Here is a 24,096-nt window from a genome sequence, read left to right as displayed (position 1 = left end):
GGACGGCTGGTCCCCCGATGTCCCAGTCTGGCGAGCGACCGAGGAAGGGGCGTGACATGACTGCCATGGCGCACGAGCCGCTCACGCAGGCAGAAGTCCTTCTGGAGGGCTTCCTGGCCCTGGACACGCCGGAAGGCTTCCGGGCCGAGCTGATCGAGGGGGAGATCGTCGTGACGCCGCCGCCGGACGGGGACCACGAGGACTACATCGGCCTGATCGTCGACCAAGTGGCCAGGCGCGCTCGAACGCGTATGCAGTTCTCCGGAAACAAAGGGCTGAAGCTCCGTAGCGGCGGTGGCTGCCCCAAGAACCACGCCATCCCGGACGGCACCTTCGCCCCGCTTGAGCTCCGCCTCTTCCGCGGCGCCGACCCCTGGATGCCCTGTGAGGGCGCCGCCCTGGTGGTCGAGGTCACCTCCACCAAGCCGCAGGCCGACCGCGAGGCCAAGCGCCGCTGCTACGCAGGCGGAGGCATCCCGCTCTACCTCCTGATCGACCGGGACGAGAGCTCGGTGACGCTGTTCAGCGAGCCGGAGAACGACGACTACCGCCAGCGCCTCACGATCCCGTACGGGAAACCGCTCCCGCTGCCCGAGCCCTTCGCCTTCGACCTGGAGACCTCGGACTTCGACTGAGGGACGTCGGCAAAGCCCCGGTATGGGCCCGGTAGGATGGCGATCACGGCAGACGAGTCGTGCGGACGGCCGCGTGAGGATCTTCGGATCCTCCCGAGGAACGTCCGGGCTCCACAGAGCAGGGTGGTGGCTAACGGCCACCCGGGGTGACCCGCGGGACAGTGCCACAGAAAACAGACCGCCCGGGGCTTCGGTCGCGGGTAAGGGTGAAACGGTGGTGTAAGAGACCACCAGCGCCTGAGGTGACTCAGGCGGCTAGGTAAACCCCACTCGGAGCAAGGTCAAAAGGGGTCGTGCCAGGAATGGGACGGCTCTGCGTGAACGTTCGAGGGCTGCTCGCCCGAGTTCACGGGTAGACCGCACGAGGCCGGCAGCAATGCCGGCCCTAGATGGATGGCCGTCTCCCCGGCCGCCGCGAGGCGACCGGGAGACAGAACCCGGCGTACAGCGCGGCTCGTCTGCCGGCACGCTGACCAGGGCCTTCGGCCAGGTTTCTCACCTGGTCGGCGGCCCTTCCGCGCCCGGAGGCCGGACCCACCAGAACCAGCTCATCGCGATTCTCCTCCCCCGGGGTGTCCCCACGCCCTCTCGGCGCACCGGTATTTCACCTGCGCGCCGACCCCTTGGCGTGGTCTGCTGCCCACGGCCGTTGTGCCTGCCCGCACAGGCGGGGACGCACCGGTCCTGAGGCGGGGAGTGACGCGGTGACGGAGAGCATGTACGTGGGCGGGCCCACGGCACCGGGCGTGGTACGGATACGCCGGGCGACGGGCCGGGACGCGGAGGCCGTGACGAAGGTCTTCCTGGACTCCCGCGCTGCCGCCATGCCGTATCTGCCGCGGATCCACAGCGACGAGGACACCCTCGCGTGGATCACCCATGTCGTGCTGCCCACCAGCACAGCGGTGTGGGTGGCCGAAGAGGCGGGGGAGGACAGGAGGGACGGGGAGGGCAGGGAGGAGGACGGGGAGTACGGGCAACTGCTCGGGTTCGCCGTGCTCGCCGGGGGCGACGAGCTCGATCATCTCTATCTGCGGCCCGACTCGCTGCGGCCCGACTCGCTGCGGCGCGGGGTCGGGAGCCGGCTGTTGGCGGAGGTGCGCCGGGCGGCGGACGGGCCGCTCAGTCTGTACGTGTTCCAGCGCAACGCCGCCGCCCGCGCCTTCTACGAGCGGCACGGGTTCACCGCCGTCGCGTTCGACGACGGTGGCCGCAACGAGGAGAACGAGCCGGACGTGCTGTACCGCTGGACGCCGTGAGGCGGTGGGCTGCGAGCCCGTGAGCCCCGGTCTTCGGGTCAGATGACCGGCGGGCGGCCCAGGCGCGTCATCTGCCACACCGTGGACCAGCGCATCGGGCGTCGGTCGCCGCACGGGGTGCGGACGCCCTCGGCGAAGCCGCCCGCCCAGGCCAGCAGGCCCTTCGGGTCGCGGGTACGGGCCAGGGTGAGCAGGGTCCAGGTGCCCAGGTAGGCGGGGACCAGGGGGAGGGGCAGGTTGCGGCGGGCCAGCCAGACGCGGTTGCGGGCCGTCATCCGGTAGTAGACCGCGTGCCGGGCCGGGCTCGTCTTCGGGTGCTGGAGCAGCAGCTCGGGGTCGTACTCCACCTTCCAGCCCGCGTCCAGCGCCCGCCAGGCCAGGTCCGTCTCCTCGTGGGTGAAGAAGAACTCGGCGGGCCACAGGCCGGTCTCCGCCAGCATCTTCATCGAGAACGCGTGGCCACCGCCCAGGAACGCCGTGACCGGGCCGCCGCGCATCGGGTCGCCCGCCCGCAGGCGCGGCACGTGCCGCCGCTGGGTCTCGCCGGTCTCGTCGGCGATCCGGAAGCCGACGATGCCGAGCCGGTCGTCGGCCGCGAAGTGGTCCCGCACCCGGCGGAAGACGTCCTTGTCGACGAGCAGCCCGTCGTCGTCCAGCTCGATCACCACGTCCACGTCGCCGATCTCGGCGAGCCGGCGCAGCCCTTCGTTCCGGCCGCCCGGGCAGCCGAGGTTCTCCGGCAGCTCGATGGTGGTCACCCCGCCGTCGAGGTCCTCCAGGCCGGGCGTGGAGGCGTAGTCCGGAAGCGCCGTACCGTTGCCGATGATCACGAGCCGGGTGGGCCGGACGTCCTGCATGGCGACCGACGCCAGCAGCGCGTCGACCGCCTGCGGGCGGTCTCCCATGGTCACGATGGATACGCCGATGCGCGGTGCGGACACGGTCGGTACTCCTGGAGCTCGGCTGCCGGTGGTCGGCTGCTGGTCGGCAGCGGTGCCCGCGATCGTAACGCCTCGGTGTTCAGTCTGCGGTTACCGCCCGGCCATCCGCCGGCCCGTCGCCGTTCAGCAGCGCGTACACGGCCATGTCCCGCCGCTCGTCGCCCACCTGCTGCCAGCCGCGCAGCAGCCCCTCCCGCCGGAAGCCGATGTCCTCGGCGATCCGGGCGGAGGCGGTGTTCCACGGCTCGATGTAGAGCTGGAGGCGCGGGACGCCGAGGTCGCGCAGGGCCCAGCCCGTCACCGTACGCAGCGCGGCGCGGGCGACGCCCTGGCCGCGGGCGGGGGCGGTGAGCCAGTAGCCGAGGGAGGCGCGCCCCTCGGGCAGGTCCCGGAGCCAGAGCCCGATTGCGCCGACCGGACGCCGGTCCCGGGAGCGCACGATCGCGAACGGGTACCCCGCGCCGGTGGCCGCGCGCTCCCACTGCCTGCGCACGAACGCCTCGGCGGCCACGTCGGAGTAGCGGGCCGGGATCGTGGTGATCAGCGGGATGTACGGGTCGAGCGAGGCCTCCCGGACCAGCGGGAGGTCGCTCATTTCCCAGGGGCGCAGGAGGAAGTCGGGGCCGGCGGACAGGCTCGGAACGGTCAACGGCTCGGGGCTGGGGCCGGGGGCGGAGCCGGAGTCAAGGTCGGGGCCGGGGCCGGGGTTGCGATGGGTTTCGGGGTCAGGCTCGGGTGCAGCCATGTCCGTATCCTCCCGCTGTCGATCCTGTTCCGCTTCCTGGGCCGGTCCCGCCGCCGGGGCCGGCCTCCCGCTTGCCAGGCCGGTCCCGCTCTCGTACCGGTTCCGCTCTGCTCACGCGTCCTCCGGCCGCCGCCCTCCCCGCCTGTCGGGAAGCGCCCCGCGAGCAGGGCGCCCGCCAGGACCAGGACGGGGTACCAGGGTGGAGTGACGAGGATCGCGGTGGAGACGCCGGACAGTACCGCGTCGGCCCCGTTCGCGGACCCCGTCCGGGCGGTGACGACCGCGCTGATCACCGGAATGCCGAGGGCGATGAAGCCGACGATCATCAGCAGGTTGCCGACACCGCGCGGGAACCCTTGGCGGGACCGGCCTCATGGGGTCCGACGGCCCGTCGATAAAGTGGTGGAATGATATTCGGTAAAGCCGGGTTCGGGGGAGCCGTCGCCGACTTCGAGGCGGCGGTGTCGGCGCAGGACGCCAAGCGGTCCGGCAAGGCGTTCGTCCGGTTGCAGGAGACCTTCGGGCAGGCCAGGGAGTCGGAGCTGCTGGACGGCGGGCCGCGGCTCGCCGCCGTGCTGGAGCAGGTGCCGCCCGGCCCGCGCGCCGTCGTCGCCGTGCTCGTCGGGGCCTGCGTCGAGCGCGGTGCGGACGCCGAGCGCTGCGCACCGGGGGTGCTGGCCGGGCTGCGGTGGGCCCTGGAGCAGGCCCTGGCGTTCTCCGACGCGTGGGCCGCGACCGGGGGCGGCGCGTTTCCCGCCCCGGACGGCGGCGAGCCGGGCCCGGAGGCCGTGGAGCGGGCCGGTTCCGACGCGGCCGTCGGCTGGTGGACGCTTCGCCAGTGGGAGACCTCCGCCGTCGCCCTGCTGAACCACTCCGGTGTACGGCGGTCGGCCGGCTCCCGGGGCGAGGTGCTGCGGCTGCTCGGCGCGGTGGAGCGGGCCTCCGGCGTGGAGCTGAAGTCCCTCGCCCACGCCCTCCTGGTGCTGGACGACGAACCGCTCGTCGCCCTCCACCGGACCAGCGGTACCGGCTATCTCCTGCGGATCTCCGGTATCGGGGACAACTTCCAGCTGCACACCCTGCTCGCCGACGCGCTCATCGGCGGCGGCCATGTGGAGGGCCGCGCGCCGTCGTCGCAGGAGGCGGCCGTCTGCCGGGAGACCCCCGGTCAGGTGGACACCGAGGGCTCCTTCGACCTGGTGGCCCCGGACGGCGAACTCATCTGGAACGAGGGCGCCCCCGCCGACATACCCGTCGTCGACGGCGTCCGGCTGCTGGTCCTGGACGAGCCGTCCTACCGGCGGACCTGGCCCGCGGGCCGCTTCTTTCCCGGCATGCGCGGCGACGCCCTGCTGGAGCGCGCCCTCGACCCGGAGGAGACGGAGCGCTGGTACGCCCATGTCTTCCCGGCCAAGGACGCGACCGGCTGAGCCGAGCCCTCCTCGTACGTCGGTGGATCGGGCCGACCCCCAACGGCCCGGCCCGACCCCCCGCAGGCCGGGCCGACCACCAGCCCGGGCCCCCGCAGGCCGGCCCCCCCACCAGCCCGGCCCCCCCACCAGCCCGGCCTGCCCTCAGCCGATCCGGGTGCCCGTCCCGCTGACCCGGACCCGGGCGTCGCCCGCGCGCAGTTCGACCGTGAGCGTGCCGGGGCGGCCCATGTCCGCCCCCTGGTGCAGCGTCAGCACGGCCGTCTCCGGTACGAGCCCCAGCTCCCGTACGTACGCGCCGAAGGCCGCCGCCGCCGCGCCCGTCGCCGGGTCCTCCACGACCCCGCCCACCGGGAACGGGTCGCGGACGTGGAAGAGCTCCGGCCCCTCGCGGTACGCCAGTTGCAGGGTGGTCAGGTCGAGCCGGCGCATCAGCGCTTCGAGCCGCGCGAAGTCGTAGTCCAGGTTTGCCAGCCGCTCCCGGGTCGCGGCGGCCAGCACCAGGTGCCGGGCCCCCGCGTAGGCGATCCGGGGCGGCAGGGCCGGGTCGAGATCGGCCGCCGGCCAGTCCAGTGCCGCCAGCGCTTCCGTCAAGTCCGCCGCTCCGACCTCCTCGACGTGCGGGACCACGCTGGTCAGGGTGGCGCGGAGTTCGCCGCTCTCCCGGACGACGGAGACCGGGACCTGGCCCGCCGACGTGGTGAACTCCAGCTCGCCCGGTCCGTCCCGTCCGGCCAGCGCGAGGGCCGTGGCGACCGTGGCGTGGCCGCAGAAGGGCACCTCGGCCTTCGGGCTGAAGTAGCGGATCGTGTACGCGCCTTCACCGGTCCGCTCCGTCAGGAACGCCGACTCGCTGTAACCCACCTCCGCCGCGACGGCGAGCATCCGCTCCTCGTCGAGCCCGGCGGCGTCCAGCACGACGCCGGCCGGGTTGCCGCCCGCCGGGTCGGCGGAGAAGGCGGTGTAGCGCAGGACTTCGGGCCGGGGCTGGTGATCATGTGTCATGCGGCAGTCAACCGCGTCCCCGGCCCGGCCATTCCCGGAGTGCCGTTTCCCGCTTCGGTGAGTGCCGGTTCCCGGTTCGGCGAGTGCCGGTTCCGGGTTCGGCACAGGTGTGACCGCCCTCGGTCTCAGCCACGGTCTCAGCCCGAGCCCGAGCCTCAGCCTCGTCCGACGTACGGCATGTTCGTGGCCATGACCGTCGCGAACGGGATGTTCGCCTCCAGCGGCAGCTCCGCCATGTGCGCCACGGTCCGTCCCACGTCCGCCGCCGCCATCACCGGCTCCACCGCCAGCTCTCCGTTGGCCTGGAGGATCCCGGTCCGCATCCGCTCGGTCATCTCCGTCGCCGCGTTGCCGATGTCGATCTGGCCGCAGGCGATCCGGTAGGGGCGGCCGTCCAGCGACAGCGACTTCGTCAGTCCGGTGATCGCGTGCTTGGTCGCCGTGTACGCGATCGAGTGCGGGCGCGGTGCGTGCGCGGAGATCGAGCCGTTGTTGATGATCCGGCCGCCCTGCGGGTCCTGCTCCTTCATCAGCCGGTATGCCGCCTGCGCGCACAGGAACGCGCCCGTCAGGTTCACGTCGACGACCGCCCGCCAGTCCGCCACCGTCAGGTCCTCCAGCGGTACGCCGCCGGGGCCGAACGTGCCCGCGTTGTTGAACAGCAGGTCCAGCCGGCCGAACCGCTCCCGTACGGCGGTGAAGAGCGCGTCCACCTCGTCGGCGTCCGTCACGTCCGTCGTGACGCACAGCGCCTCGGTGTCCCCGGCGGCGGCCGCCGTCTCCGCCAGCGGCTCGGCCCGCCGGCCCGCGAGCGCCAGCGACCAGCCCCCGCTCGCGAGGGCAAGCGCGACGGCCCGCCCGATCCCCGACCCGGCACCCGTGACGACGGCGATCTTCCGGTCGGCCCGCCCAGCCCGTTCACCCTGCTCTGTCTGCTCAGTGTTCATGGCCCGGCAGCGTACGGGACAGATCGGTGCACGGGGCACGCGGTGCTCATCGACCCGCCATGCGGATGTTGTGCACGCGACAACGGTGCGTCGTCCCCCACGGCTGGCATGAAGACCGACAGCATCCGGGCCGAGGAGGGGCATATGACAACCGCACAGACCATCATGACGCCCGATCAGAGCACCCGAGTCATCGAACTCCGTACCGCCGCCCGCTTACTGCAACCAGGAGTGGGTCGTCGGCGCTTCCTGACCACCACCGGAGCCGCCGCCGCGCTCGCCTTCGCCGTCAACCTGCCCGCCGCCGGCACGGCGAGCGCCGCCGAACTCGACGCCCGCCGGATCGCCGAGGACCCGTTCACCCTCGGCGTCGCCTCCGGCGACCCGCACCCCACGTCCGTCCTGATCTGGACCCGGCTCGCACCCCGCCCCTACGAGCCGGGCGGCGGACTGCCGGCCGGCCGGGTCGAGGTGCGCTGGGAGGTCGCCCGCGACGAACGCTTCCGCCGGATCGAGCGGCGCGGCTCCGCCACCGCCCACCCCGAGTTCGCCCACAGCGTCCGTGCCGAGGTCCAGGGCCTCGGCTCCGGCCGCCTCTACTACTACCGCTTCCGCACCGGCAACTGGACCAGCCCGGTCGGCCGCACCCGCACCGCCCCCGCCCCCGGAACCCGTAACAGCTCCCTCACCCTGGCCGCCGTCTCCTGCCAGGCGTACCACGACGGGTACTTCACCGCCCACCGCCACCTCGCCGCCGAGGACGTCGACGTGGTCTTCCACCTCGGCGACTACCTCTACGAGTACGCCGTCAACGCCACCGGCGGCGCCCGGAACTACACCGACCGCACCCTCCCCGCGCACTACAACCGCGAGACGCAGAACCTGGAGGACTACCGGCTGCGCTACGCCCTCTACAAGTCCGACCCGGACCTGCGCGCCGCCCACGCCGCCCACCCCTTCGTCGTCACCTGGGACGACCACGAGACCGAGAACAACTACGCCGGCGAGATCCCCGAGAACGACGTCCCGCCCGAGGAGTTCCTGCTCCGCCGGGCCGCCGCGTACCGCGCGTACTGGGAGAACCAGCCGCTGCGCACCCCGCAGCGTCCCACCGGGCCCGACATGACGCTCTACCGCCGCCTCCGCTTCGGGCGGCTCGCCCAGTTCGACATCCTCGACACCCGCCAGTACCGCAGCAATCAGGCGTACGGCGACGGCTGGCGCACCCCCGGCCCCGAGTCCGAGGATCCCACGCGCACCCTGACCGGGGCCACCCAGGAGCGCTGGCTGATCGACGGCTGGCGGGCCTCGAACGCCACCTGGAACGTCGTCCCGCAGCAGGTCACCTTCGCCAGGCGGCGCGACGTGCCCGCCGACGCCTACAAACTCTCCATGGACTCCTGGGACGGCTACCCCGCCTCCCGGCAGCGCGTGCTCGCCGGGGCCGAGGCCGCCGGGGTGGACAACCTCATGGTCCTCACCGGCGACGTCCACGTCTCCTACGCCTTCGACCTGAAGAAGGACTTCGACGACCCGGCATCGCGCACCGTCGGCACGGAGATCGTCACCACCTCCATCGCCAGCGGCAAGGACGGCGCGGACCGGCCCGCCAACTGGGAGAACCAGACCCGCGCCAACCCGCACCTCAAGCACTACAACGGGCGGCGCGGCTACGCGCTCGTCACCCTCGGCACGACGGAGGCCCGCGCCGACTTCCGTACGGTGGCGGCCGTCACGACCCCCGGAGCGCCTCTCGCCACCGCCGCCTCCTTCGTCACCGAGGCGGGGAACCCGGGGCTCACCCCCGTATAACCGGGCTCAGCGGCCCGTAACCGGGCTCAGCGGTCCGCCGGGTGTAACCGGGGCCGGGCTCAGCGGTCCGCCGGGTAGCGGACGCCGATGCGGTCCCGTACCGCGTCGAGCGTCCGCATCACCGCGAGCGAACCATCCAACGGGACGAGCGGGGACTCCACCTCACCCGCCCGCACCGCGCGCGCCACCTCGACCGCCTCGTACTGCATGCCCGACAGGCCCTGCGGTCCCGGCCCCGAGGTGATCGTCTCCGGCTCCTCGCCCGCCCGCCGCAGCACGAAGTGGTCCGGGTGGAAGAAGTCGCGCGGGAGGTCGATCCGGCCCTCGGTGCCGATGACCGTGGCCGCCGTCGGGTGATGGCCGACGATCGAGCAGGACAGCAGCGCGGTCGCGCCAAAGTCCCAGCCCAGCAGCATCCCCGTGTTCAGGTCCACGCCCTCCGGGGACAGCAGCGCGTCCGCCCGCACCCGGTCCGGCTCGCCCAGCAGCAGGTGGGCGAAGGACACCGGGTAGACCCCGAGGTCCAGCAGCGCCCCGCCGCCCAGGTCCGGGTCGCGCAGCCGGTGACCGGGGCCGAAGTCGCCCGCGAAGCCGAAGTCCGCTTGGACGGTACGGATCTCGCCGATCGCCCCGTCCCGGACCAGCTCGGTCAGCCGGCGGACCACCGGGTTGAGATAGGTCCACATGGCCTCCATCAGGAAGAGGCCGCGGTCCCGGGCGAGCGCCACCAGCTCCTTGGCCTCCCGGCTGTTGAGCGTGAACGCCTTCTCGCACAGCACATGCTTTCCGGCCTTCAGCGCCAGCGAGGCCGCCGCGTGGTGCGCCGAGTGCGGGGTGGCCACGTAGACCACGTCCACCGCGTCGTCGGCGACCAGCTCCGCCCAGCTGCCGTACGCCCGGGCGATCCCGTGACGTTCGGCGAAGGCCCGCGCCGAGGCCTCCGTACGCGAGGCGACGGCCACCACCTCGGCGTCGGGCAGCCCCTGTACGTCCGCCGTGAAGGTCGCGGCTATGCCGCCCGTCGCCAGCACACCCCAGCGCACCCTGTCACCCATGCCCGCCACCCCAGCCCGCCCGAAAAAGGTATCGACCACTCCGGTCGAGCTGAGAGCATAGATGCGGATTCAACGATGTGGAGATGAGAATGCCGGATAGCGGCGGCGACCGGGCCCAGCGAGCACACATACCCACCTCCGGGGCCCGTCCCGGAACCCCCGGCGCTCCGGCCGTCCCGCACGGGGACGCGGGCGCCCTCTCCGTCGACCCGGCAGCCCCGCAGGCCACCGCCCCCGCAGGCCTGCCGGGAGCGCCCGGACCCTCCGCGCCGCCCGACCAGGCCGCGAAGGCAGCCCGGCGCACCGGACTCCTGGTCACCCTGGTCCTCGGCGGGCTCACCGCCCTGCCGCCGCTGTCCATGGACATGTACCTCCCGGCGCTCCCCGCCGTCACCGACTCCCTGAGCGCCCCCGCCGCCACCATCCAGCTCACCCTGACCGCGTGCCTGGCGGGCATGGCGCTCGGCCAGCTCGTCGTCGGACCGATGAGCGACCGCTGGGGCCGCCGCACGCCGCTGCTCCTCGGCATGGTCGTCTACGTCCTCGCCACCGCGATCTGCGCCCTGGCCCCCACCGCCGAACTCCTCATCGGCTTCCGGCTCCTCCAGGGGCTCGCGGGCGCGGCCGGCATCGTCATCGCCCGGGCCGTGGTGCGCGACCTCTACGACGGCGTGGAGATGGCCCGGTTCTTCTCCACCCTGATGCTGATCTCCGGCGTCGCCCCGATCATCGCGCCGCTGATCGGCGGCCAGGTCCTGCGGGTCACCGACTGGCGCGGCATCTTCGTCGTCCTGACCGGCGTCGGCATCGCGCTCACCCTCGTCGTGTGGAAGTGGCTGCACGAGACGCTGCCGCCCGCCGACCGCCACACCGGCGGGGTCACCGACGCCCTGCGGACCATGCGCGGGCTGCTCGCCGACCGGGTCTTCACCGGCTACATGGTCGCGGGCGGCCTCGCCTTCGCCGTCCTCTTCGCCTACATCGCCGCCTCCCCGTTCGTCGTGCAGGAGATCTACGGGGCCTCGCCGCAGACCTTCAGCCTGCTCTTCGGGCTCAACTCCATCGGCCTGATCGCCGTCGGGCAGATCAACGGAAAGCTCCTCGTGGGCCGGTTCCGCCTCGACAAGGTGCTCGGCTTCGGCCTCGCCGTGATCGTGCTGGCCGCCGTCGCGCTGCTGCTCATGACGACCGGCGTCTTCGGCGAGGTCGGCCTCGTGCCGGTCGCGGCCGGGCTGTTCGTGCTGATGTCGGCGATGGGCCTCGCCATGCCGAACACCAACGCCCAGGCCCTGATGCGGACCAAGCACGCGGCGGGCTCCGCCTCCGCGCTGCTCGGCACGTCCTCGTTCCTCATCGGCGCGATCGCCTCCCCGCTGGTCGGCATCGCGGGGGAGGACACGGCCGTGCCGATGGCCGTCGTCCAGGTGGTCTGCGCGGTGGCGGCGGTGGGCTGCTTCCTGCTCCTGTGCCGCCCCTGGCAGCGCTCGGGGCGCGAGGCCGGCGGCCTCTGAGGGAGCTGTTAGGAGGGCTCAGCCCGTGCGCGGGTACCCGATCAGATGCGTACGGTCCTGCCGGTCGGTCCAGCGGAACACCCCGACCCCCGTCGTCTCCGTCCCCGGCAGCCGGGCGTTGCGCGGCAGCCGCTCGGTGCTCCAGGTCGCGAAGTCCATCGCGACGGGCAGCCCGCCGCCGGCCAGCGCCTCCGAGGCGTCGCGCGCGTTCTCCGCCCCGTACGCGATGCCGTCGTCCGTCACCGTGGCCAGCGTCAGATGCGCGGTGCCGCCCTCGTCCTCGAAGCAGTGGCCCCGCTTCGCCTCCAGGTCGAAGGCCAGGTTCCCGGCGATCAGGTAGTCGCCCGAGGGGGAGAGGACCGCCTGCGGATAGCGGCCCGGCTTTATGGCGGGCCTGTGGCACTCCACCGAGGCGAGCACCTTCCCGGTCGCCGCGTCGTGCACCGCCCACAGCTCGTGGGTCGCCGCCCGCTCGCTCTTCTTCGCCGGCGCCCATTTCGCCAGCACCTGGTCCGGGGTCACCGACGTCACCGCACCGCTGTCCCGTTCGGTGCCCTTGGGCGCCACATTCCGGCTGAACCAGCCGCCGCGCACCCAGAACTCGCGGGCCCCGCCCAGGAGCAGACCCTTTGCCGTCTGACCGTGCACCTCGGTGAGCTGCTTGCAGGCCGGGCAGCCCCTGGGGTACTTCAGCTCGTCCGCGCCCAGCTCGGAGACCTCGCCGGTGACCGGGTCGACCAGGGTGCTGTTCGCCTTCGCGTCGCTGATCACGATGTCCGGTCCGGTCGTGCTCACGTGCGGGGCCCCGGACCACGGCACCTCGACGCGCTGCCGGTTCCCGTTCGTCACGTCGTACAGATCGAGGGCGAGGAAGGTGCTCGACGGTGACAGCCCGTCGCCGGCCTTCCCGTAGGACCACGTCACGAAGAACTGCCGGTCGCCCTTGGCCACCGTGGCGAGCTTCGGGTAGTGCGGCGGGTCCGGTGGCGTCCAGGCCTGGCCCCGCCAGCCCAGCTCCCCGGTGGCCGTGTCGACCGTGCGCAGCCGGTAGCGGTTCTCCTCGGACCGCTCCAGATAGGCCAGCAGGCCCGTCGCATGGGAGACGGCCACATCGGGGGAGGAGCCGATGATCTCCCAGCCCCGGTCCGTCGCGTACTCCGGGGGCACGGTCAGCCGGGTCACCGGGCCCGCGCCCGGCCGCACCGGCTTCGCCGTGGCGGGGGCCGCGCCGTCCTGCTTCGCGTCGTCCTCGGGGTCGCCGCCGCAGGTGGCCAGCAGGAGGAGCAGGGCGAGAAAGACCACCCCGCCGACCAGCGTCAGCCGCACGATCTTCTGCCTCATGGCTCCCCCGCTGGACCATCTTGATCTGGTGCCGTGCACGCGCGGGTCAGCGTAGCAACAGGCTTCCGGAGGAGTGGAGTTCGCCGGATTCCTGTTCCGTACCGGTTACGTGGACCCTCGATGCGATCCTTGGTGCGGGCCCGTCCCGGCCCCCGTGCCGCCCGCGCACGTGCCTGCGTACCCCTTCCGGCCCGGGCGGAAGCGGAATGCGGCCGACGGGGCGCCTCCGCCTACAATTCGGCGGTGAACGTCACCCTCCCCACCGCACAGTCCCTGCGCGCGGCGCTGGCCGGCCTGCTCGACGGACTGCCGCCCAGGCAGGCCCAGCAGGCCGTCGACCGGCTGATCGCCAGCTACCGCGGGGAGACCCCGACGAACGCCCCGATCCTGCGGGACCGCTCCGACGTCGTCGCGTACGCCGCGTACCGGATGCCCGCCACCTTCGAAGCCGTACGCTCCGCCCTCGACGCCCTCGTCGAGGCCGCGCCCGGCTGGAGGCCCGCCACCCACACCGACGTCGGCGGCGGCACGGGCGCGGCGAGCTGGGCGGTGGCCGGGGCCTGGGAGGGGGCGGCCACCACCGTCCTGGACTGGGCCGAACCGGCCCTCGCGCTCGGCCGCGAACTGGCCGGGGCGTCCGGTGTGCCGGCCCTCCGCGACGCGCGCTGGGAGCAGGCCCGGATCGGTGCGGCACTGGAGTTGGCCCCCGCCGACCTGATCACCGTCAGCTACGTCCTCAAGGAGCTGACCGCCGACGCCAGGACCGAACTGGTCGACGCGGCCGCCGGGGCCGGGCAGGCCGTGGTGATCGTGGAGCCCGGCACCCCCGACGGCTACGCCCGGATCATCGAGGCCCGCGACCGGCTGATCGCCGCCGGACTGCGGATCGCGGCCCCCTGCCCGCACAGCGCCGCCTGCCCCATCGAGACCGGGGCCGACTGGTGCCACTTCTCGGCCCGGGTCAGCCGCTCCTCGCTGCACCGGCAGGTCAAGGGCGGCTCGCTGAGCCACGAGGACGAGAAGTTCAGTTACGTCGTCGCCACCCGCTTCCCCGCCGCCCCCGCGCCCGCCCGGATCACCCGCAGGCCGCAGATCCGCAAGGGCCTGGTCCAGCTGGAGCTGTGCACCCGGGACGAGGGCCTGGCCCGCGCCACGGTGAGCAAGCGCCACGGCGAGCTGTACCGGGCGGCCAGGGACGTCGCCTGGGGCGAACCCTGGCCGCCGGAGGACCCCGCCTAGGCCCGCAGCTCCTGCGTACAGCACTTCACGCTGCCGCCGCCCTTGAGCAGCTCGCCCAGGTCCATCGGGATCGGCTCGAAGCCCCGGTCCCGCAGCGGGTCGAGCAGCCCCGTCGCCCCCTGCGGCAGCAGCACGTGCCGCCCGTCGCTCACCGAGTTGAGCCCGAACGCCGCCGCGTCCGCCTCACCGGCCAGCAGCGCGTCCGGGAACAGCCGGCGCAGCACCGCCCGGCTGCCGGGGGAGAAGGCGTCCGGGTAGTACATGATCTCGTCTGCCGACGCGTCCAGGACGCACAGCGCGGTGTCCAGGTGGTAGTAGCGCGGATCCACCAGATCGAGCCCGATGACCGGCTCCCCGAAGAACTCCTGGGCCTCGGCGTGGGACAGCGGGCTGGAGCGGAAGCCGCGCCCGGCCAGGAGGTACGAGGCGGTGACGGCGAAGTCCCCCTCGCCCTCGTTGACGTGCTCCGGCTCCAGGACGTCGGTGAAGCCGTTCTCCAGGAACCAGTCCCGGTGGGCCGCGGCCTCCTCGAACCGCTCCCGGTACGCGAACAGCGCGCCGAGCACCCGGCCGCCGATCACCGTGGCACCGTTGGCGGCGAAGACCATGTCCGGCAGGTCGGGACGGGGGGTGAGCAGCTCGACGGTGTGGCCGAGGGAGCGGTAGCGGTCGCGCAGGTCCTCCCACTGGGTCTGGGCCAGCGGCAGGTCGACGGGTTTCGACGGGTCCATCCACGGGTTGATGGAGTAGGTGACCCGGAAGTGCGCCGGGGCGCACATCAGGTAGCGACGAGGGGTGGCGTCACGGTTCAACTCGGGCTCCTCGCGATCGGCGGCCGGGGCCGCGGAACGGTGGGATGCGCACGGTCTGTGCGTGAGCCCATGGTGCGCCGTGCGCGCCGGATCCGCAGTGAACCGATGGGGTGGTTTACCGAACACCGCGAAGGACATCACCAGACACCACGATGGACATCACCAGGAACATCGCAAGACGAAACGTATCGGCTCGGCCGGGGGTAGATTGGCCGCATGGCACCCACCAAGGCTCCCGACTCCAGCCGCCGCAGCGACCGCTCCCGCCGCGCCATCCACGATGCCGCCCTCGCCCTCGTCACGGAGGTGGGATACCGGCGTACGACGATCGAGGGTATCGCCGCCCGCGCCGGGGTCGGCAAGCAGACCATCTACCGCTGGTGGCCCTCGAAGGCCGCCGTGCTGATGGACGCCTTCCTGGACCTGGCGGGGCGGACCGTCGAGGAGCCCGGGGCCGAGTCCGGTGGGCAAGCGCAGTCCGGCGAGGCGGCCCAGGGCATCCCCGACACCGGTGACCTGGTCGCCGACCTCAAGCTGGTGCTGCGGGCCACCGTCGACGAGCTGAACGACCCGGCGCTGGAGGCCCCGACCCGCGCGCTGACCGCCGAAGGCATCGTGGACGCGAAGCTGGGCGCCGAATTCGTCCACAAGCTGCTCGACCCGCAGCTCGCGTTGTACGTCACACGGCTGCGGGCCGCCCAGGAGGCCGGGCACGTACGCGCCGACGTCGATCCCCGCATCGCCCTGGAGCTGCTCATCGGCCCGCTGATGCACCGCTGGCTGCTCCGGACCCTGCCGCTCACCCACGCGTACGCCGACGAGATCGTCGACTACGCGGTCGGCGGGCTCGCCCCGCGAACGTGACGCCGGACCCGCCGTCGTATCCGATATGTGGCGACATCGGGCGTGATGGTGCTCACTCGGTGCAGTGGTACACGGCCCCGCTGGTGAACTCTGGCCACCCGAACCGCAGGATGGTGCGACCATGGACAGGCAACGCTGAGGTGAACTGCTGAGGTGAGGGGATAGATGGGCGCCGATTCCGGCCGTTTCCGCGGCACAGAGAGCAGGATCTCCCAGTGGCTGCGGCGACGTCCCAAATCACCGGGGGCCGAGAGCGAGGAGCCGGCCAGAGTCGCGCTGCTCCTGGCGGTCGCCGACGCGGGCATGCCGATCGCCCCCGCCGCCCACCCCCTCGGATACCGATGTTCGTGCGAACGCATCGGCTGTCCCACCCCCGCCCGGCATCCCGTCTCCTTCGCCTGGCAGACGCAGTCGACCACCGACCGCGCCCAGATCGAGCGCTGGGCCGCCGGCCAGCCGCAGGCCAACTTCATCACCGCGACCGGCATGATCCACGACGTGCTGGACGTCCCGCTCACCGCCGGCCGCAGCGCCCTGGAGCGGCTTCTCGACGCGGGTATCGACGTCGGCCCGGTCGCCCAGTCCGGCGAGGACCGGATGCTCTTCTTCACCGCCACCCGCGGCACCCCCGAGGACGAGGACGAGTGGTGGCCCTGCGAGCTGGACTGCCACCCCGAGACCATGGACGCCCATCCGGGCCTGCGCTGGCACTGCCGGGGCAGCTACGTCCTGCTGCCGCCCGCCCGGCTCCCCGGTGAGCTGGACGTCCGCTGGGTGCGCGGCCCCGAGCACGAGCTGCCCGACCCGCTGACCCTGCTGGAGACGCTCACCGACGCCTGCGCGCGGTACGCGGGCAGCGCCGAGCAGAGCGAGCTGGACCACGACGCGATCGCCTGGCCGCTGAGCCGCTGAGCCGCTGAGCCGCTGAGCCGCTGAGCCGAGGCGCGGAGCCGCTGGGGCGAGGCACCGAGCCTTGCCGTGCGGAGTCGCGGAGGCGCTATTCGCCCTTCGCCGCGATCAGGCCCGGCAGCCGGTTCAGCATCCGCACCTTGCCGCCGGAGCCCGTCTCCGCACCGGAGCCGGCGGCCCCGGCGCGCGGCGGCACGTGCACCAGCTGGCTGGAGACCCGCTCCTTGGTCAGGCTGCTGTTCACCTCGCCGGTGAGCAGCGCCTTCACGTCCGCGGTGACCTCGGGCCGCAGCCCCTTCGCCGCGGTCTGCCGCTCGAAGTGCTTGCTGTTGAAGAAGACCAGCGCCCCGCCGTCCTCGGTGCGCAGCCCCAGCGGTGCGAACGTGCCGCCCGTCAGCGGCTGGTCGACGTACTGGTACGAGAACCCCGCCCGCCGTGTGGTGCGGCGCGTCTCGCGCCAGCCCGAGGTCGCGGTGGAGGGCGTGAACACGTCCGGGGAGCCGTTCTGCAGATAGCCGGCGTACGAGGAGCTCAGGTCCGCGGGCGCCACGGCCAGCTCGTCGCCCGAAGGCTCCACCGGGGAGGCGAGCCCGTCCCCGTCCAGGGTGAACTCAGGTACCTGGGACGCCGGGACGACCCCGAGATAGGCCGCCTTCCACAGCGCGTCGGGGCCCGTGCGGACGAACACCACCAGCCAGCGGGTGTCCAGCTTCCCGCCGTCCTGGTCCCGGTTGGAGTCGGTGTCCGCGACGAACCAGCGCGGCCAGCCCGCCTTCTTGGGGATGACGTAGGTGGCGTCGTCCAGCACCAGCGGCCTGTGGGCCTTGTTGCCGTCGGGGTTGTACGTCTGCCGCGCCTTCAGCCCGGCCTGGTTGATCGCGCCGAGCGAACCCGTCACCCGGTCCGCGTCCAGCGCCGGATCGAATGCCTTGTCCGCCGCGTTGTAGGCGTCGGTGAAGTCCTCGAGCGCCTGGGCGGCCTCGGACTTCTTCGCCCCGGGCAGCACTTCCAGCTCCCCGTGCACCGTCACGCAGCCGCTCGCCGTCACGCACAGCACCGTCGCCGTCGCGAGCCCCGCCGTCAGCCGGCCCAGCCCAGGGTGTCTCGTCATCCGTTGCTTCTGCGCCTTCTGCATCCGTCGCCCGCACTGACCGTCGAAACCCTACCGGGGCGGCGATGGGCGTGCGGGCGGGGACCGGATACAGCGTCCACACCGTGACCTGCCGGCCGGATCCCGCCCCGGGCCCGCCTCAGTTCCGACGTACCGGCACGATCAGCGGTGTGCCCGTACGGGGGTGGGGGAAGACCTCCACCGGCTGCCGGTAGACCTCGCCGAGCAGCTCGCCGCTGAACACCTCCTCGGGCGGGCCCAGTTCCGCGATCCGCCCCTCGTGCAGGACGGCGGCCCGGTCCGCGTACGCCGCGGCGAGACCCAGATCGTGCAGCACGACCACCACCGCGTCACCGGCGGCGGCCCGCTCCCGGCAGATCCGCAGCACCAGCTCCTGGTGACGCAGGTCCAGCGCGGCCGTCGGCTCGTCGAGCAGCATCAGCGGGGCGCGCTGCGCCAGCACCCGGGCCAGCGCCACCCGGGCCCGCTCACCGCCGGACAATGCGGAGAACGGCCTGGCGGCGAACCGGGTCACCTCGGTGGCCGCCATCGCCGCGGCCACCGCCGCGTCGTCCTCGTCCTCCCGCTCCGTACCGGCCCAGGGCGCGCGCCCCATCCGTACGACGTCCTCCACCGGGAACGGGAAGGACAGCACGGCCGCCTGCGGCAGCACCGAGCGGCGCAGCGCCAGTTCGGGCGCGGACCACGCGGTGGCCGGGCGGCCGTCGATCCGCACCTCACCGCTCTCGGGGGCCAGATCGGCGGCGAGCGCGGCCAGCAGCGTCGACTTGCCGGCCCCGTTCGGTCCGACCAGGGCGACCACCTCGCCCGCGTGCGCGGTCAGGCAGACGGAGTCCAGCACCTGCCGCTGCCCGAGGCGGACCGAGAGCCCGGCGGCCTCGACGGCGGGGGAGCCGGGCGCGACGGGCGAGGGCAGCTCCCGGGTGCGTACCGCGAACAGATCTTTCAGCGTCCTCATGCCCAACCACCTTGCTTACGACGGGTCCTGCGCAGCAGCCAGAAGAAGAACGGGCTGCCGAAGAGCGCGGTCAGCACCCCGAGCGGCAGTTCGGCCGGGGCCGCCACGGTCCGGGCCGCGAGGTCGCCCGCCACCAGGACCAGGGCGCCGCCGAGCGCGCTGCCCGGGACGAGGAAACGGTGACCGGGGCCGTTCGCCATCCGCAGCAGATGCGGGACGAGCAGCCCGACGAACGAGATGATCCCGGCGACGGCGACCGCGGCGGCCGTCAGCAGCGCCACCACCAGCACCAGCACGATCCGCAGCCGCTCCACGTCCACGCCCAGGTGCCGGGCGGGTCGCTCGCCGAGGGCCAGCAGATCCAGCTTGCGGGCGTAGAAGGGGGCGATGAGGAGCCCGGCCAGCGCGCACGGCAGCACGGCCAGCACCTTGGGCCAGGTCGCCTGGGAGAGCGAACCGAGCTGCCAGAAGGTGATCTGGGTGATCTGCGCGTTGTCCGCGAAGAAGATGAACAGGCCGATCAGCGCGCCCGCGAAGGCGTTGACGGCGATACCGGTGAGGATCAGCGTCACCACCTCGGTCCGGCCGCCGGAGCGCGAGAGAGTGTAGACGAGCAGCACCGTGATGAGACCCGCGATGAACGCGAAGACGGTGATGGTCCAGTTGCCGAAGAAGGTCAGGCCGAGCGCGATCGAGGCGACCGCGCCCACGGCCGCGCCCGCCGAGATCCCGATCACGCCCGGCTCGGCCAGCGGGTTGCCGAACACGCCCTGCATCAGGGCGCCGGCGCAGCCGAGCGACGCGCCGACGAGCAGCGCGAGGGCGACCCGGGGGAGCCGCACGTTCCACAGGACGCTCTCGCCGACGCGGTCCAACTCCTGGCCGCCGAGCCCGATCCGGTGCTGCACGGAGGACAGGACGTCGCCGAGCGGAATGTTGTACGCGCCGATCGCGGCGGACAGCAGACAGCCGGCGAGCAGGGCGAACGAGAGCACCGCGGTGAGCAGGTACGCCTTGCTGCGGGGGGACTTGGGGGCGGTGTCCGCCACCGGCCCGTCCGGGGACTTCGCCACGGACCCGGTGCGTTCCTCGTACGAGGTGGTCACTGGCCCGTGCCGTCCTTCGCGTACAGCTGCTCGACGATCTCGGTGAGCACCCGGTCGGTGCGCGGCCCGTAGTTCAGCAGCACCCCGTCGTCGACCGTGACGATCCGGCGGTCCATCCCGGCCGGGGTCTCCGCGATGCCGGGGATCTTCACCAGTCCGTCCATGCCGCCGACCGACTCGAACCCCTTGGTCATCAGGAGGATCGCGTCCGGCGCGGCCTTGGCGAGCGCCTCGCTGGTGATGGCGGTGAAGTCCTTGTCCAGCCCGGATTCCTTGCCGGCGTCGACCGCGCCCGCCGCCTCCAGCAGCGAACTGGCCCCGGACTCCGCGCCGCCCAGCAGATAGACGGAGGCCGAACCGCGCAGATAGAGGAAGGCGACCCGGGGCTTCTTGCCGTCCTCGGGGGCCGGGATGGACTTCTGGACGGTGGCGATCCGCTCCTCGGTCCGCTCCTTCAGCTCGGCGCCGGCCGATGGCACGCCGAGGGCCTCGGCGACGGTGTCTATACGGCGGCCGACGTCGTCGAGCCCCTTGGCGGGTTCGACGACGAGCAGCGGGATGCCCGCGTCGCGGATCTGGTCGATGGCCTCGCTCGGTCCGGTGCTGGTGTCGGCGAGGACGATCGTCGGCTTCAGGGAGAGCACGCTCTCCGCCGAGACGTCGTGGGCCCGGGTCACCACCGGAAGTCTCGTAGCCTGTTCGAAGGTGGCGGTGATGTCCCGGGCGACGACCTGCTTGCCGAAGCCGAGCGTGAAGACGATCTCGCTCAGCGACCCGGTCAGCGGCACGATCCGGTCGGTGGAGTCGATCGTGACCTCCGTGCCGTCCGCCGAGTCGACCGTCACCGGCAACTCCGGTGCGGGCGGGGCCGCCAGCGGCTCGACCCGGTCCGCGTCGGGGGAGCTCCTGGCGGCCGCGGACTTCGGCGCGGAATCGCCCCCGCCGCCGCAGCCGGTCAGGACCAGGGTGAAGGCGACAGCGGCGGTGAGTGCGGCGGCAGCCCTGCCCCGGACCGGGCGACGGGGGACCGCCCGTCCGGCGGCCGGGCCCGTCGGGGCGAAGTCCTGCGAGATGCGCACTGGGGCACCGTCCTGTCATTCCGCGGCGTGCGGCGGGTGGTTCGGATGTGTCGAGATGGTGGAGGTACCGGAGGGGTTCCGGCCCAGGCTGGGAATACCTTAGGTTAGCCTTACCTGCCTAGCCAGTCCTCGGAGGGTCTCTCATGCCGTCGTCCAGATCCACCCGCGCGCTCGCCGTCGCGCTCCTCGCGGTGCTGCTGGGAGCCCTGCTCCCCGCCGCCACCGCGCAAGCGGCAAGCCGCACGGTGCAGGGCGGCCGGCTGGACTGGGGCATCAAGTCGTCCTTCCAGAGCTACGTCACCGGGCCCATCGCCAACGGCAGCTGGAGCCTGACCGGCGGCGCGGCCACGGTCGGCGGCAGCCAGTTCCGCTTTCACTCGGCGACCGGCTCCTACGACCCGGACTCCGGGGTGTTCAGCTCCGGCTTCTCGGGCGGAGTCCATTTCACCGGCCACAAGAAGGCCGACGGCAGCAACGAGCTGGACCTCACGATCAGCCGTCCCACGGTCAAGATCAACGGCGGCAGCGGCACGCTCTTCGCGGACATGGTCAGCAAGGAGCGGGGGACCGGCAAGGTCTCCAACGGCTCCCAGGTGCCGCTCGCCACGCTCGGCCTCGGCGGGATCGACATGAAGGGCGGTTCCACCCCCATCGCCCTCACCAACGTCCCCACCACGCTGACCGCCCAGGGCGCATCCGCCTTCGCCGGCTACTACACCGAGGGCACCCCGCTCGACCCGGTCAGCCTCTCCGTCGACACCAAGGCCGCCGCCGAGCCGAAGCCTTCCACCCCGGACGAGAAGAAGGACGAGGGCGAGAAGAAGGACGAGGCGAAGAAGAAGGACAAGGAGAAGGCGGGCCGCTTCGAGGACGCCGCCGTCGACTGGGGCGTGCGCCGCACCTTCCGCGAGTACGTCACCGGCTCCATCGGCCAGGGCAAGTGGACGCTCGCCGACGGCGCCCAGGACGGCGGGGCCCTGTTCCGCTTCCCGAAGGGCAGGGGGACGTACGACGCGAAGAAGGAGACGCTGGACGCGGAGTTCAGCGGCAGCATCCGCTTCACCGGCGCCCACGACCTCGACCTGAAGTTCGCCGCCGTCACCGTCGCCGTCACCAACGGCGAAGGCACCCTCTCCGCCGACGTCACCAGCGAGGGCAAGACCACCAAGGGCGTCCCGATCGTCACCTTCGAGGCCGAGGACTTCGCCCCGAAGGACGGCCTCGCCGCCCTCACCGAAGCCCCCGCCACCCTCACCGCCGAAGGCTCCAAGGCGTTCGGCTCCATGTACAAGGCGGGCACCGCGATGGACCCGGTCTCGCTCGCCGTGGCCGTCGACGAGAAGGCCCAGCTGCCCGCGCTGCCCGACCTCGGCAGCGAGCCGACCGTGGCCGCCGAACCCACGAAGAAGGCCGCCGAGGAGCCCTCCGCCGCACCGGCGGCCGCCTCCTCCGACTCCGGCCCGGGCGCCGGGACCTGGGCGGCCATCGGTGGCGGTGCGCTGCTGCTCGCCGCGGCCGGAGCGGCGTTCTTCGCCCTGCGCCGCCGGGGGGCCGCGCCGGGGCCCGACTCCGACGCCACCACCGGCTCCGACGCACCTCAGACCTCCTGACGGCCCCCCATGCACGCCTTATGGATCCTCACCCCCCTCCCCCCACGCTTCTCTTCCGCCCCCTGTCCCTCTAGGAGACACACCGACATGGCAGCAACCACGCGCCGCCCCATAGCCCTTGCCGCGGCCGTCGCCACGGCCGCCGCCCTCGGCGCCACCGCCTTCGCCCTCCCGGCCGTCGCCGCCGGATCCCCGGCAGCCGGGCCCACCGCCGCTCCGAAGCTGGAGCTCGTGGACGGCAAGCTGGACTGGGGCATCAAGGAGTCCTTCCGCAAGTACGTCGTCAGCCCCATCGCGCAGGGCAAGATCACCGTCTCGGACGGCGCCCAGCAGGCCGCCGGCAACGGCGTGTTCACCTTCACCGACGGCAAGGGCTCGTACGACACCGCGACGCACGCCTCGCACACCGCGTTCCAGGGTGGCGTCCGCTTCGAGGGCCACCACGGTGTGCTCGACGTCAAGCTGAGCGACATCAAGGTCGGCACCGGCCGCGAGACCGGCACCATCACCGCCGACTTCACCAGCAAGAAGCAGGACGGCACCGTCGTCTCCAAGAACGACGCCCCCATCGCCGCGCTCGACATGACCGCCGCCAAGCGGGGCGGCGGCGCGGGCGGCGCGATGGTCTTCTCCGACATTCCGGCCAAGCTGACCGCAGACGGCGCGGACGCCTTCGCCGGCTTCTACAAGGTGGGCGAGGAGCTCGACCCGGCGACGCTGTCCGTCAAGCCCGCGACGCCGAGCCCGGACCCGTCGGACGATCCCAGCAAGGACCCGTCCAAGGACCCGAGCAAGGACCCCTCCAAGGACCCGAGCGAGGACCCGTCGAAGGACCCGAGCGAGGACCCGTCGAAGGACCCGAGCGCCGACCCGAGCCCGACCGCTTCCGAGACCGCCGCGCCCGTCAGCGGCCCGGTCGTCGACGGCACCCTCGACTGGGGCGTCAGGGAGGCGTTCCGCAAGTACGTCGTCGGCAACATCGCCCACGGCAAGATCGAGACGAGCGGCGGTGCGTCCGCCAACGCCGAGGGCTACCGCTTCACCAAGGCGACCGGCCTCCTCGACGCCGACAAGAACACCCTCGACGCCGCGTTCAAGGGCAAGGTGCGCTTCCTCGGCCACGAGACCCAGGGCGAGCACCTCCTCGACCTGTCCCTCAGCAACCTGAAGGTCGACATCGCGGGCACCTCCGGCACGCTCCTCGCCGACGTCTCCTCCAAGAACCAGACGACCGGCAAGGTCAGCAAGTTCACCGCCCTGTCCCTGGCCGACCTGAAGGTGCCCGCCGGCGCGCTCGCCGCCGACCGCGGCATCGTGAACCTCAAGAACATCCCGGCGACGCTCACCGCGGACGGCGCCAAGGCGTTCGGCGGCTTCTACAAGAAGGGCGAGGAGCTCGACGCGCTGAACGTCGCGGTCTCCATCGACAAGAACGCCCAGCTCCCGGGCGATTCCACCGGCGGTTCCACCACCGGCGGTTCGGGCTCCACCGGCGGTTCCACCACCGGCGGCGGCACGGTCGGCGGCGGCTCCACCGGCGGTTCGGTCGGCGGCTCCGGCTCCCTGGCGGCCACCGGCTCCGACGTCCCGACCGGCGCTCTGATCGCCGCCTCCGGCGTCGTCGTGGCGGCCGGCGCCGGTGTCGTGATCGCGGCGCGCCGTCGCCGCGACACCACCGCCTGATCCACCCCACACATCCCGGGGCC

General features: G+C 72.7%; 21 protein-coding genes, 1 other RNA gene and 1 pseudogene. 11 read left to right on the top strand and 12 right to left on the bottom strand.

All coding sequences use genetic code 11. The features are described 5' to 3' along the window. Nucleotides 1-65 precede the first annotated feature (65 nt). The 3 genes from ACFWM7_RS11330 (at nucleotide 66) to ACFWM7_RS11320 (ending at nucleotide 1,894) form a co-directional block, all read left to right on the top strand. On the top strand, nucleotides 66-635 hold the full coding sequence (locus ACFWM7_RS11330; RefSeq protein WP_383258273.1) for a Uma2 family endonuclease: 570 nt from the start codon (nucleotides 66-68) through the stop codon (nucleotides 633-635). 53 nt (nucleotides 636-688) lie between these two features. Next, nucleotides 689-1,096, top strand: an RNA gene (gene rnpB, locus ACFWM7_RS11325) — RNase P RNA component class A. A 255-nt stretch (nucleotides 1,097-1,351) separates the two neighbouring features. Beyond that, nucleotides 1,352-1,894 carry a GNAT family N-acetyltransferase gene (locus ACFWM7_RS11320; RefSeq protein WP_383258271.1) on the top strand — a complete coding sequence of 181 codons (543 nt, stop codon included), beginning with the start codon at nucleotides 1,352-1,354 and terminating at the stop codon, nucleotides 1,892-1,894. A gap of 38 nt (nucleotides 1,895-1,932) precedes the next feature. Here the strand turns inward: ACFWM7_RS11320 and ACFWM7_RS11315 are convergent, their stop codons facing one another. The 3 genes and pseudogenes from ACFWM7_RS11315 to ACFWM7_RS11305 form a co-directional block, all read right to left on the bottom strand. Further along, nucleotides 1,933-2,835, bottom strand: a complete 903-nt coding sequence (locus ACFWM7_RS11315) for a glycosyltransferase family 2 protein (RefSeq protein ID WP_383258239.1) — start codon at nucleotides 2,833-2,835, stop codon at nucleotides 1,933-1,935. A 79-nt stretch (nucleotides 2,836-2,914) separates the two neighbouring features. Next, the gene (locus tag ACFWM7_RS11310; RefSeq protein WP_383258236.1) at nucleotides 2,915-3,580 is read right to left on the bottom strand and encodes a GNAT family N-acetyltransferase; all 666 of its coding nucleotides are present in this window, start codon (nucleotides 3,578-3,580) and stop codon (nucleotides 2,915-2,917) included. A gap of 137 nt (nucleotides 3,581-3,717) precedes the next feature. Beyond that, nucleotides 3,718-3,933, bottom strand: a pseudogene (locus ACFWM7_RS11305) (MFS transporter); the annotation flags it as partial. A gap of 54 nt (nucleotides 3,934-3,987) precedes the next feature. Between ACFWM7_RS11305 and ACFWM7_RS11300 the strand changes: the two are divergent. Next, entirely contained in the window at nucleotides 3,988-5,010 is a 1,023-nt protein-coding gene (locus ACFWM7_RS11300) for a hypothetical protein (protein ID WP_383258233.1), read from the top strand. A gap of 144 nt (nucleotides 5,011-5,154) precedes the next feature. Here ACFWM7_RS11300 and ACFWM7_RS11295 read toward each other — a convergent pair whose 3' ends face one another. Next, a complete protein-coding gene (locus ACFWM7_RS11295) occupies nucleotides 5,155-6,015 on the bottom strand; it encodes a PhzF family phenazine biosynthesis protein (RefSeq protein WP_383258229.1) in 861 nt (286 codons plus the stop codon). A gap of 155 nt (nucleotides 6,016-6,170) precedes the next feature. Further along, a complete protein-coding gene (locus ACFWM7_RS11290) occupies nucleotides 6,171-6,962 on the bottom strand; it encodes an SDR family oxidoreductase (protein ID WP_383258226.1) in 792 nt (263 codons plus the stop codon). A 144-nt stretch (nucleotides 6,963-7,106) separates the two neighbouring features. Between ACFWM7_RS11290 and ACFWM7_RS11285 the strand changes: the two genes are divergently transcribed. After that, nucleotides 7,107-8,774 carry an alkaline phosphatase D family protein gene (locus tag ACFWM7_RS11285; RefSeq protein WP_383258223.1) on the top strand — a complete coding sequence of 556 codons (1,668 nt, stop codon included), beginning with the start codon at nucleotides 7,107-7,109 and terminating at the stop codon, nucleotides 8,772-8,774. 59 nt (nucleotides 8,775-8,833) lie between these two features. Here ACFWM7_RS11285 and ACFWM7_RS11280 read toward each other — a convergent pair whose 3' ends face one another. Continuing rightward, nucleotides 8,834-9,829, bottom strand: coding sequence for a Gfo/Idh/MocA family protein (locus ACFWM7_RS11280; protein ID WP_383258221.1), 996 nt, complete (start codon nucleotides 9,827-9,829; stop codon nucleotides 8,834-8,836). Between the two features lie 89 nt (nucleotides 9,830-9,918). Here ACFWM7_RS11280 and ACFWM7_RS11275 point away from each other — a divergent pair, with 89 nt between their 5' ends. Then, complete coding sequence (locus tag ACFWM7_RS11275; RefSeq protein ID WP_383258268.1) at nucleotides 9,919-11,340, top strand: multidrug effflux MFS transporter; 1,422 nt, start codon at nucleotides 9,919-9,921, stop codon at nucleotides 11,338-11,340. Between the two features lie 18 nt (nucleotides 11,341-11,358). Here the strand turns inward: ACFWM7_RS11275 and ACFWM7_RS11270 are convergent, their stop codons facing one another. Further along, complete coding sequence (locus ACFWM7_RS11270; RefSeq protein WP_383258218.1) at nucleotides 11,359-12,681, bottom strand: hypothetical protein; 1,323 nt, start codon at nucleotides 12,679-12,681, stop codon at nucleotides 11,359-11,361. A 243-nt stretch (nucleotides 12,682-12,924) separates the two neighbouring features. Between ACFWM7_RS11270 and ACFWM7_RS11265 the strand changes: the two genes are divergently transcribed. Then, nucleotides 12,925-13,920, top strand: a complete 996-nt coding sequence (locus tag ACFWM7_RS11265; protein WP_383258216.1) for a small ribosomal subunit Rsm22 family protein — start codon at nucleotides 12,925-12,927, stop codon at nucleotides 13,918-13,920. On the opposite strand, the gene ddaH is transcribed toward ACFWM7_RS11265, so the two are convergent. Further along, complete coding sequence (gene ddaH, locus ACFWM7_RS11260) at nucleotides 13,917-14,858, bottom strand: dimethylargininase (RefSeq protein WP_383258265.1); 942 nt, start codon at nucleotides 14,856-14,858, stop codon at nucleotides 13,917-13,919. The two genes, ACFWM7_RS11265 and ddaH, sit on opposite strands and share 4 nt — an antisense overlap. A 90-nt stretch (nucleotides 14,859-14,948) precedes the next feature. Between ddaH and ACFWM7_RS11255 the strand changes: the two genes are divergently transcribed. Then, entirely contained in the window at nucleotides 14,949-15,596 is a 648-nt protein-coding gene (locus tag ACFWM7_RS11255; protein ID WP_383258214.1) for a TetR/AcrR family transcriptional regulator, read from the top strand. Between the two features lie 165 nt (nucleotides 15,597-15,761). Then, nucleotides 15,762-16,508 carry a bifunctional DNA primase/polymerase gene (locus ACFWM7_RS11250; protein WP_383258212.1) on the top strand — a complete coding sequence of 249 codons (747 nt, stop codon included), beginning with the start codon at nucleotides 15,762-15,764 and terminating at the stop codon, nucleotides 16,506-16,508. A gap of 85 nt (nucleotides 16,509-16,593) precedes the next feature. Here ACFWM7_RS11250 and ACFWM7_RS11245 read toward each other — a convergent pair whose 3' ends face one another. The 4 genes from ACFWM7_RS11245 to ACFWM7_RS11230 form a co-directional block, all read right to left on the bottom strand. Continuing rightward, the gene (locus ACFWM7_RS11245) at nucleotides 16,594-17,616 is read right to left on the bottom strand and encodes a hypothetical protein (RefSeq protein ID WP_383258208.1); all 1,023 of its coding nucleotides are present in this window, start codon (nucleotides 17,614-17,616) and stop codon (nucleotides 16,594-16,596) included. A 139-nt stretch (nucleotides 17,617-17,755) separates the two neighbouring features. Continuing rightward, complete coding sequence (locus tag ACFWM7_RS11240; protein ID WP_383258205.1) at nucleotides 17,756-18,595, bottom strand: heme ABC transporter ATP-binding protein; 840 nt, start codon at nucleotides 18,593-18,595, stop codon at nucleotides 17,756-17,758. Next, nucleotides 18,592-19,701, bottom strand: coding sequence for a FecCD family ABC transporter permease (locus ACFWM7_RS11235; RefSeq protein WP_383258203.1), 1,110 nt, complete (start codon nucleotides 19,699-19,701; stop codon nucleotides 18,592-18,594). Before ACFWM7_RS11235 ends, ACFWM7_RS11240 begins: the two co-directional genes overlap by 4 nt. Next, nucleotides 19,698-20,780, bottom strand: a complete 1,083-nt coding sequence (locus ACFWM7_RS11230) for a hemin ABC transporter substrate-binding protein (RefSeq protein ID WP_383258200.1) — start codon at nucleotides 20,778-20,780, stop codon at nucleotides 19,698-19,700. The genes ACFWM7_RS11235 and ACFWM7_RS11230 overlap by 4 nt, the downstream gene beginning before the upstream one ends. 143 nt (nucleotides 20,781-20,923) lie before the next feature. Here ACFWM7_RS11230 and ACFWM7_RS11225 point away from each other — a divergent pair, with 143 nt between their 5' ends. Next, a complete protein-coding gene (locus tag ACFWM7_RS11225) occupies nucleotides 20,924-22,390 on the top strand; it encodes an HtaA domain-containing protein (protein ID WP_383258195.1) in 1,467 nt (488 codons plus the stop codon). 87 nt (nucleotides 22,391-22,477) lie between these two features. Next, nucleotides 22,478-24,073: an HtaA domain-containing protein gene (locus tag ACFWM7_RS11220; protein WP_383258192.1), complete on the top strand. Its 1,596-nt coding sequence runs from the start codon at nucleotides 22,478-22,480 to the stop codon at nucleotides 24,071-24,073. The last annotated feature ends 23 nt before the right edge of the window (nucleotides 24,074-24,096 follow it).

This window comes from Streptomyces sp. NPDC058375 (assembly GCF_042723425.1).
GTDB lineage: Bacteria > Actinomycetota > Actinomycetes > Streptomycetales > Streptomycetaceae > Streptomyces > Streptomyces durocortorensis.
The sequence above is the reverse complement of the archived record's forward strand: the minus strand, read 5'-3'. Positions and strand labels throughout refer to the sequence as shown.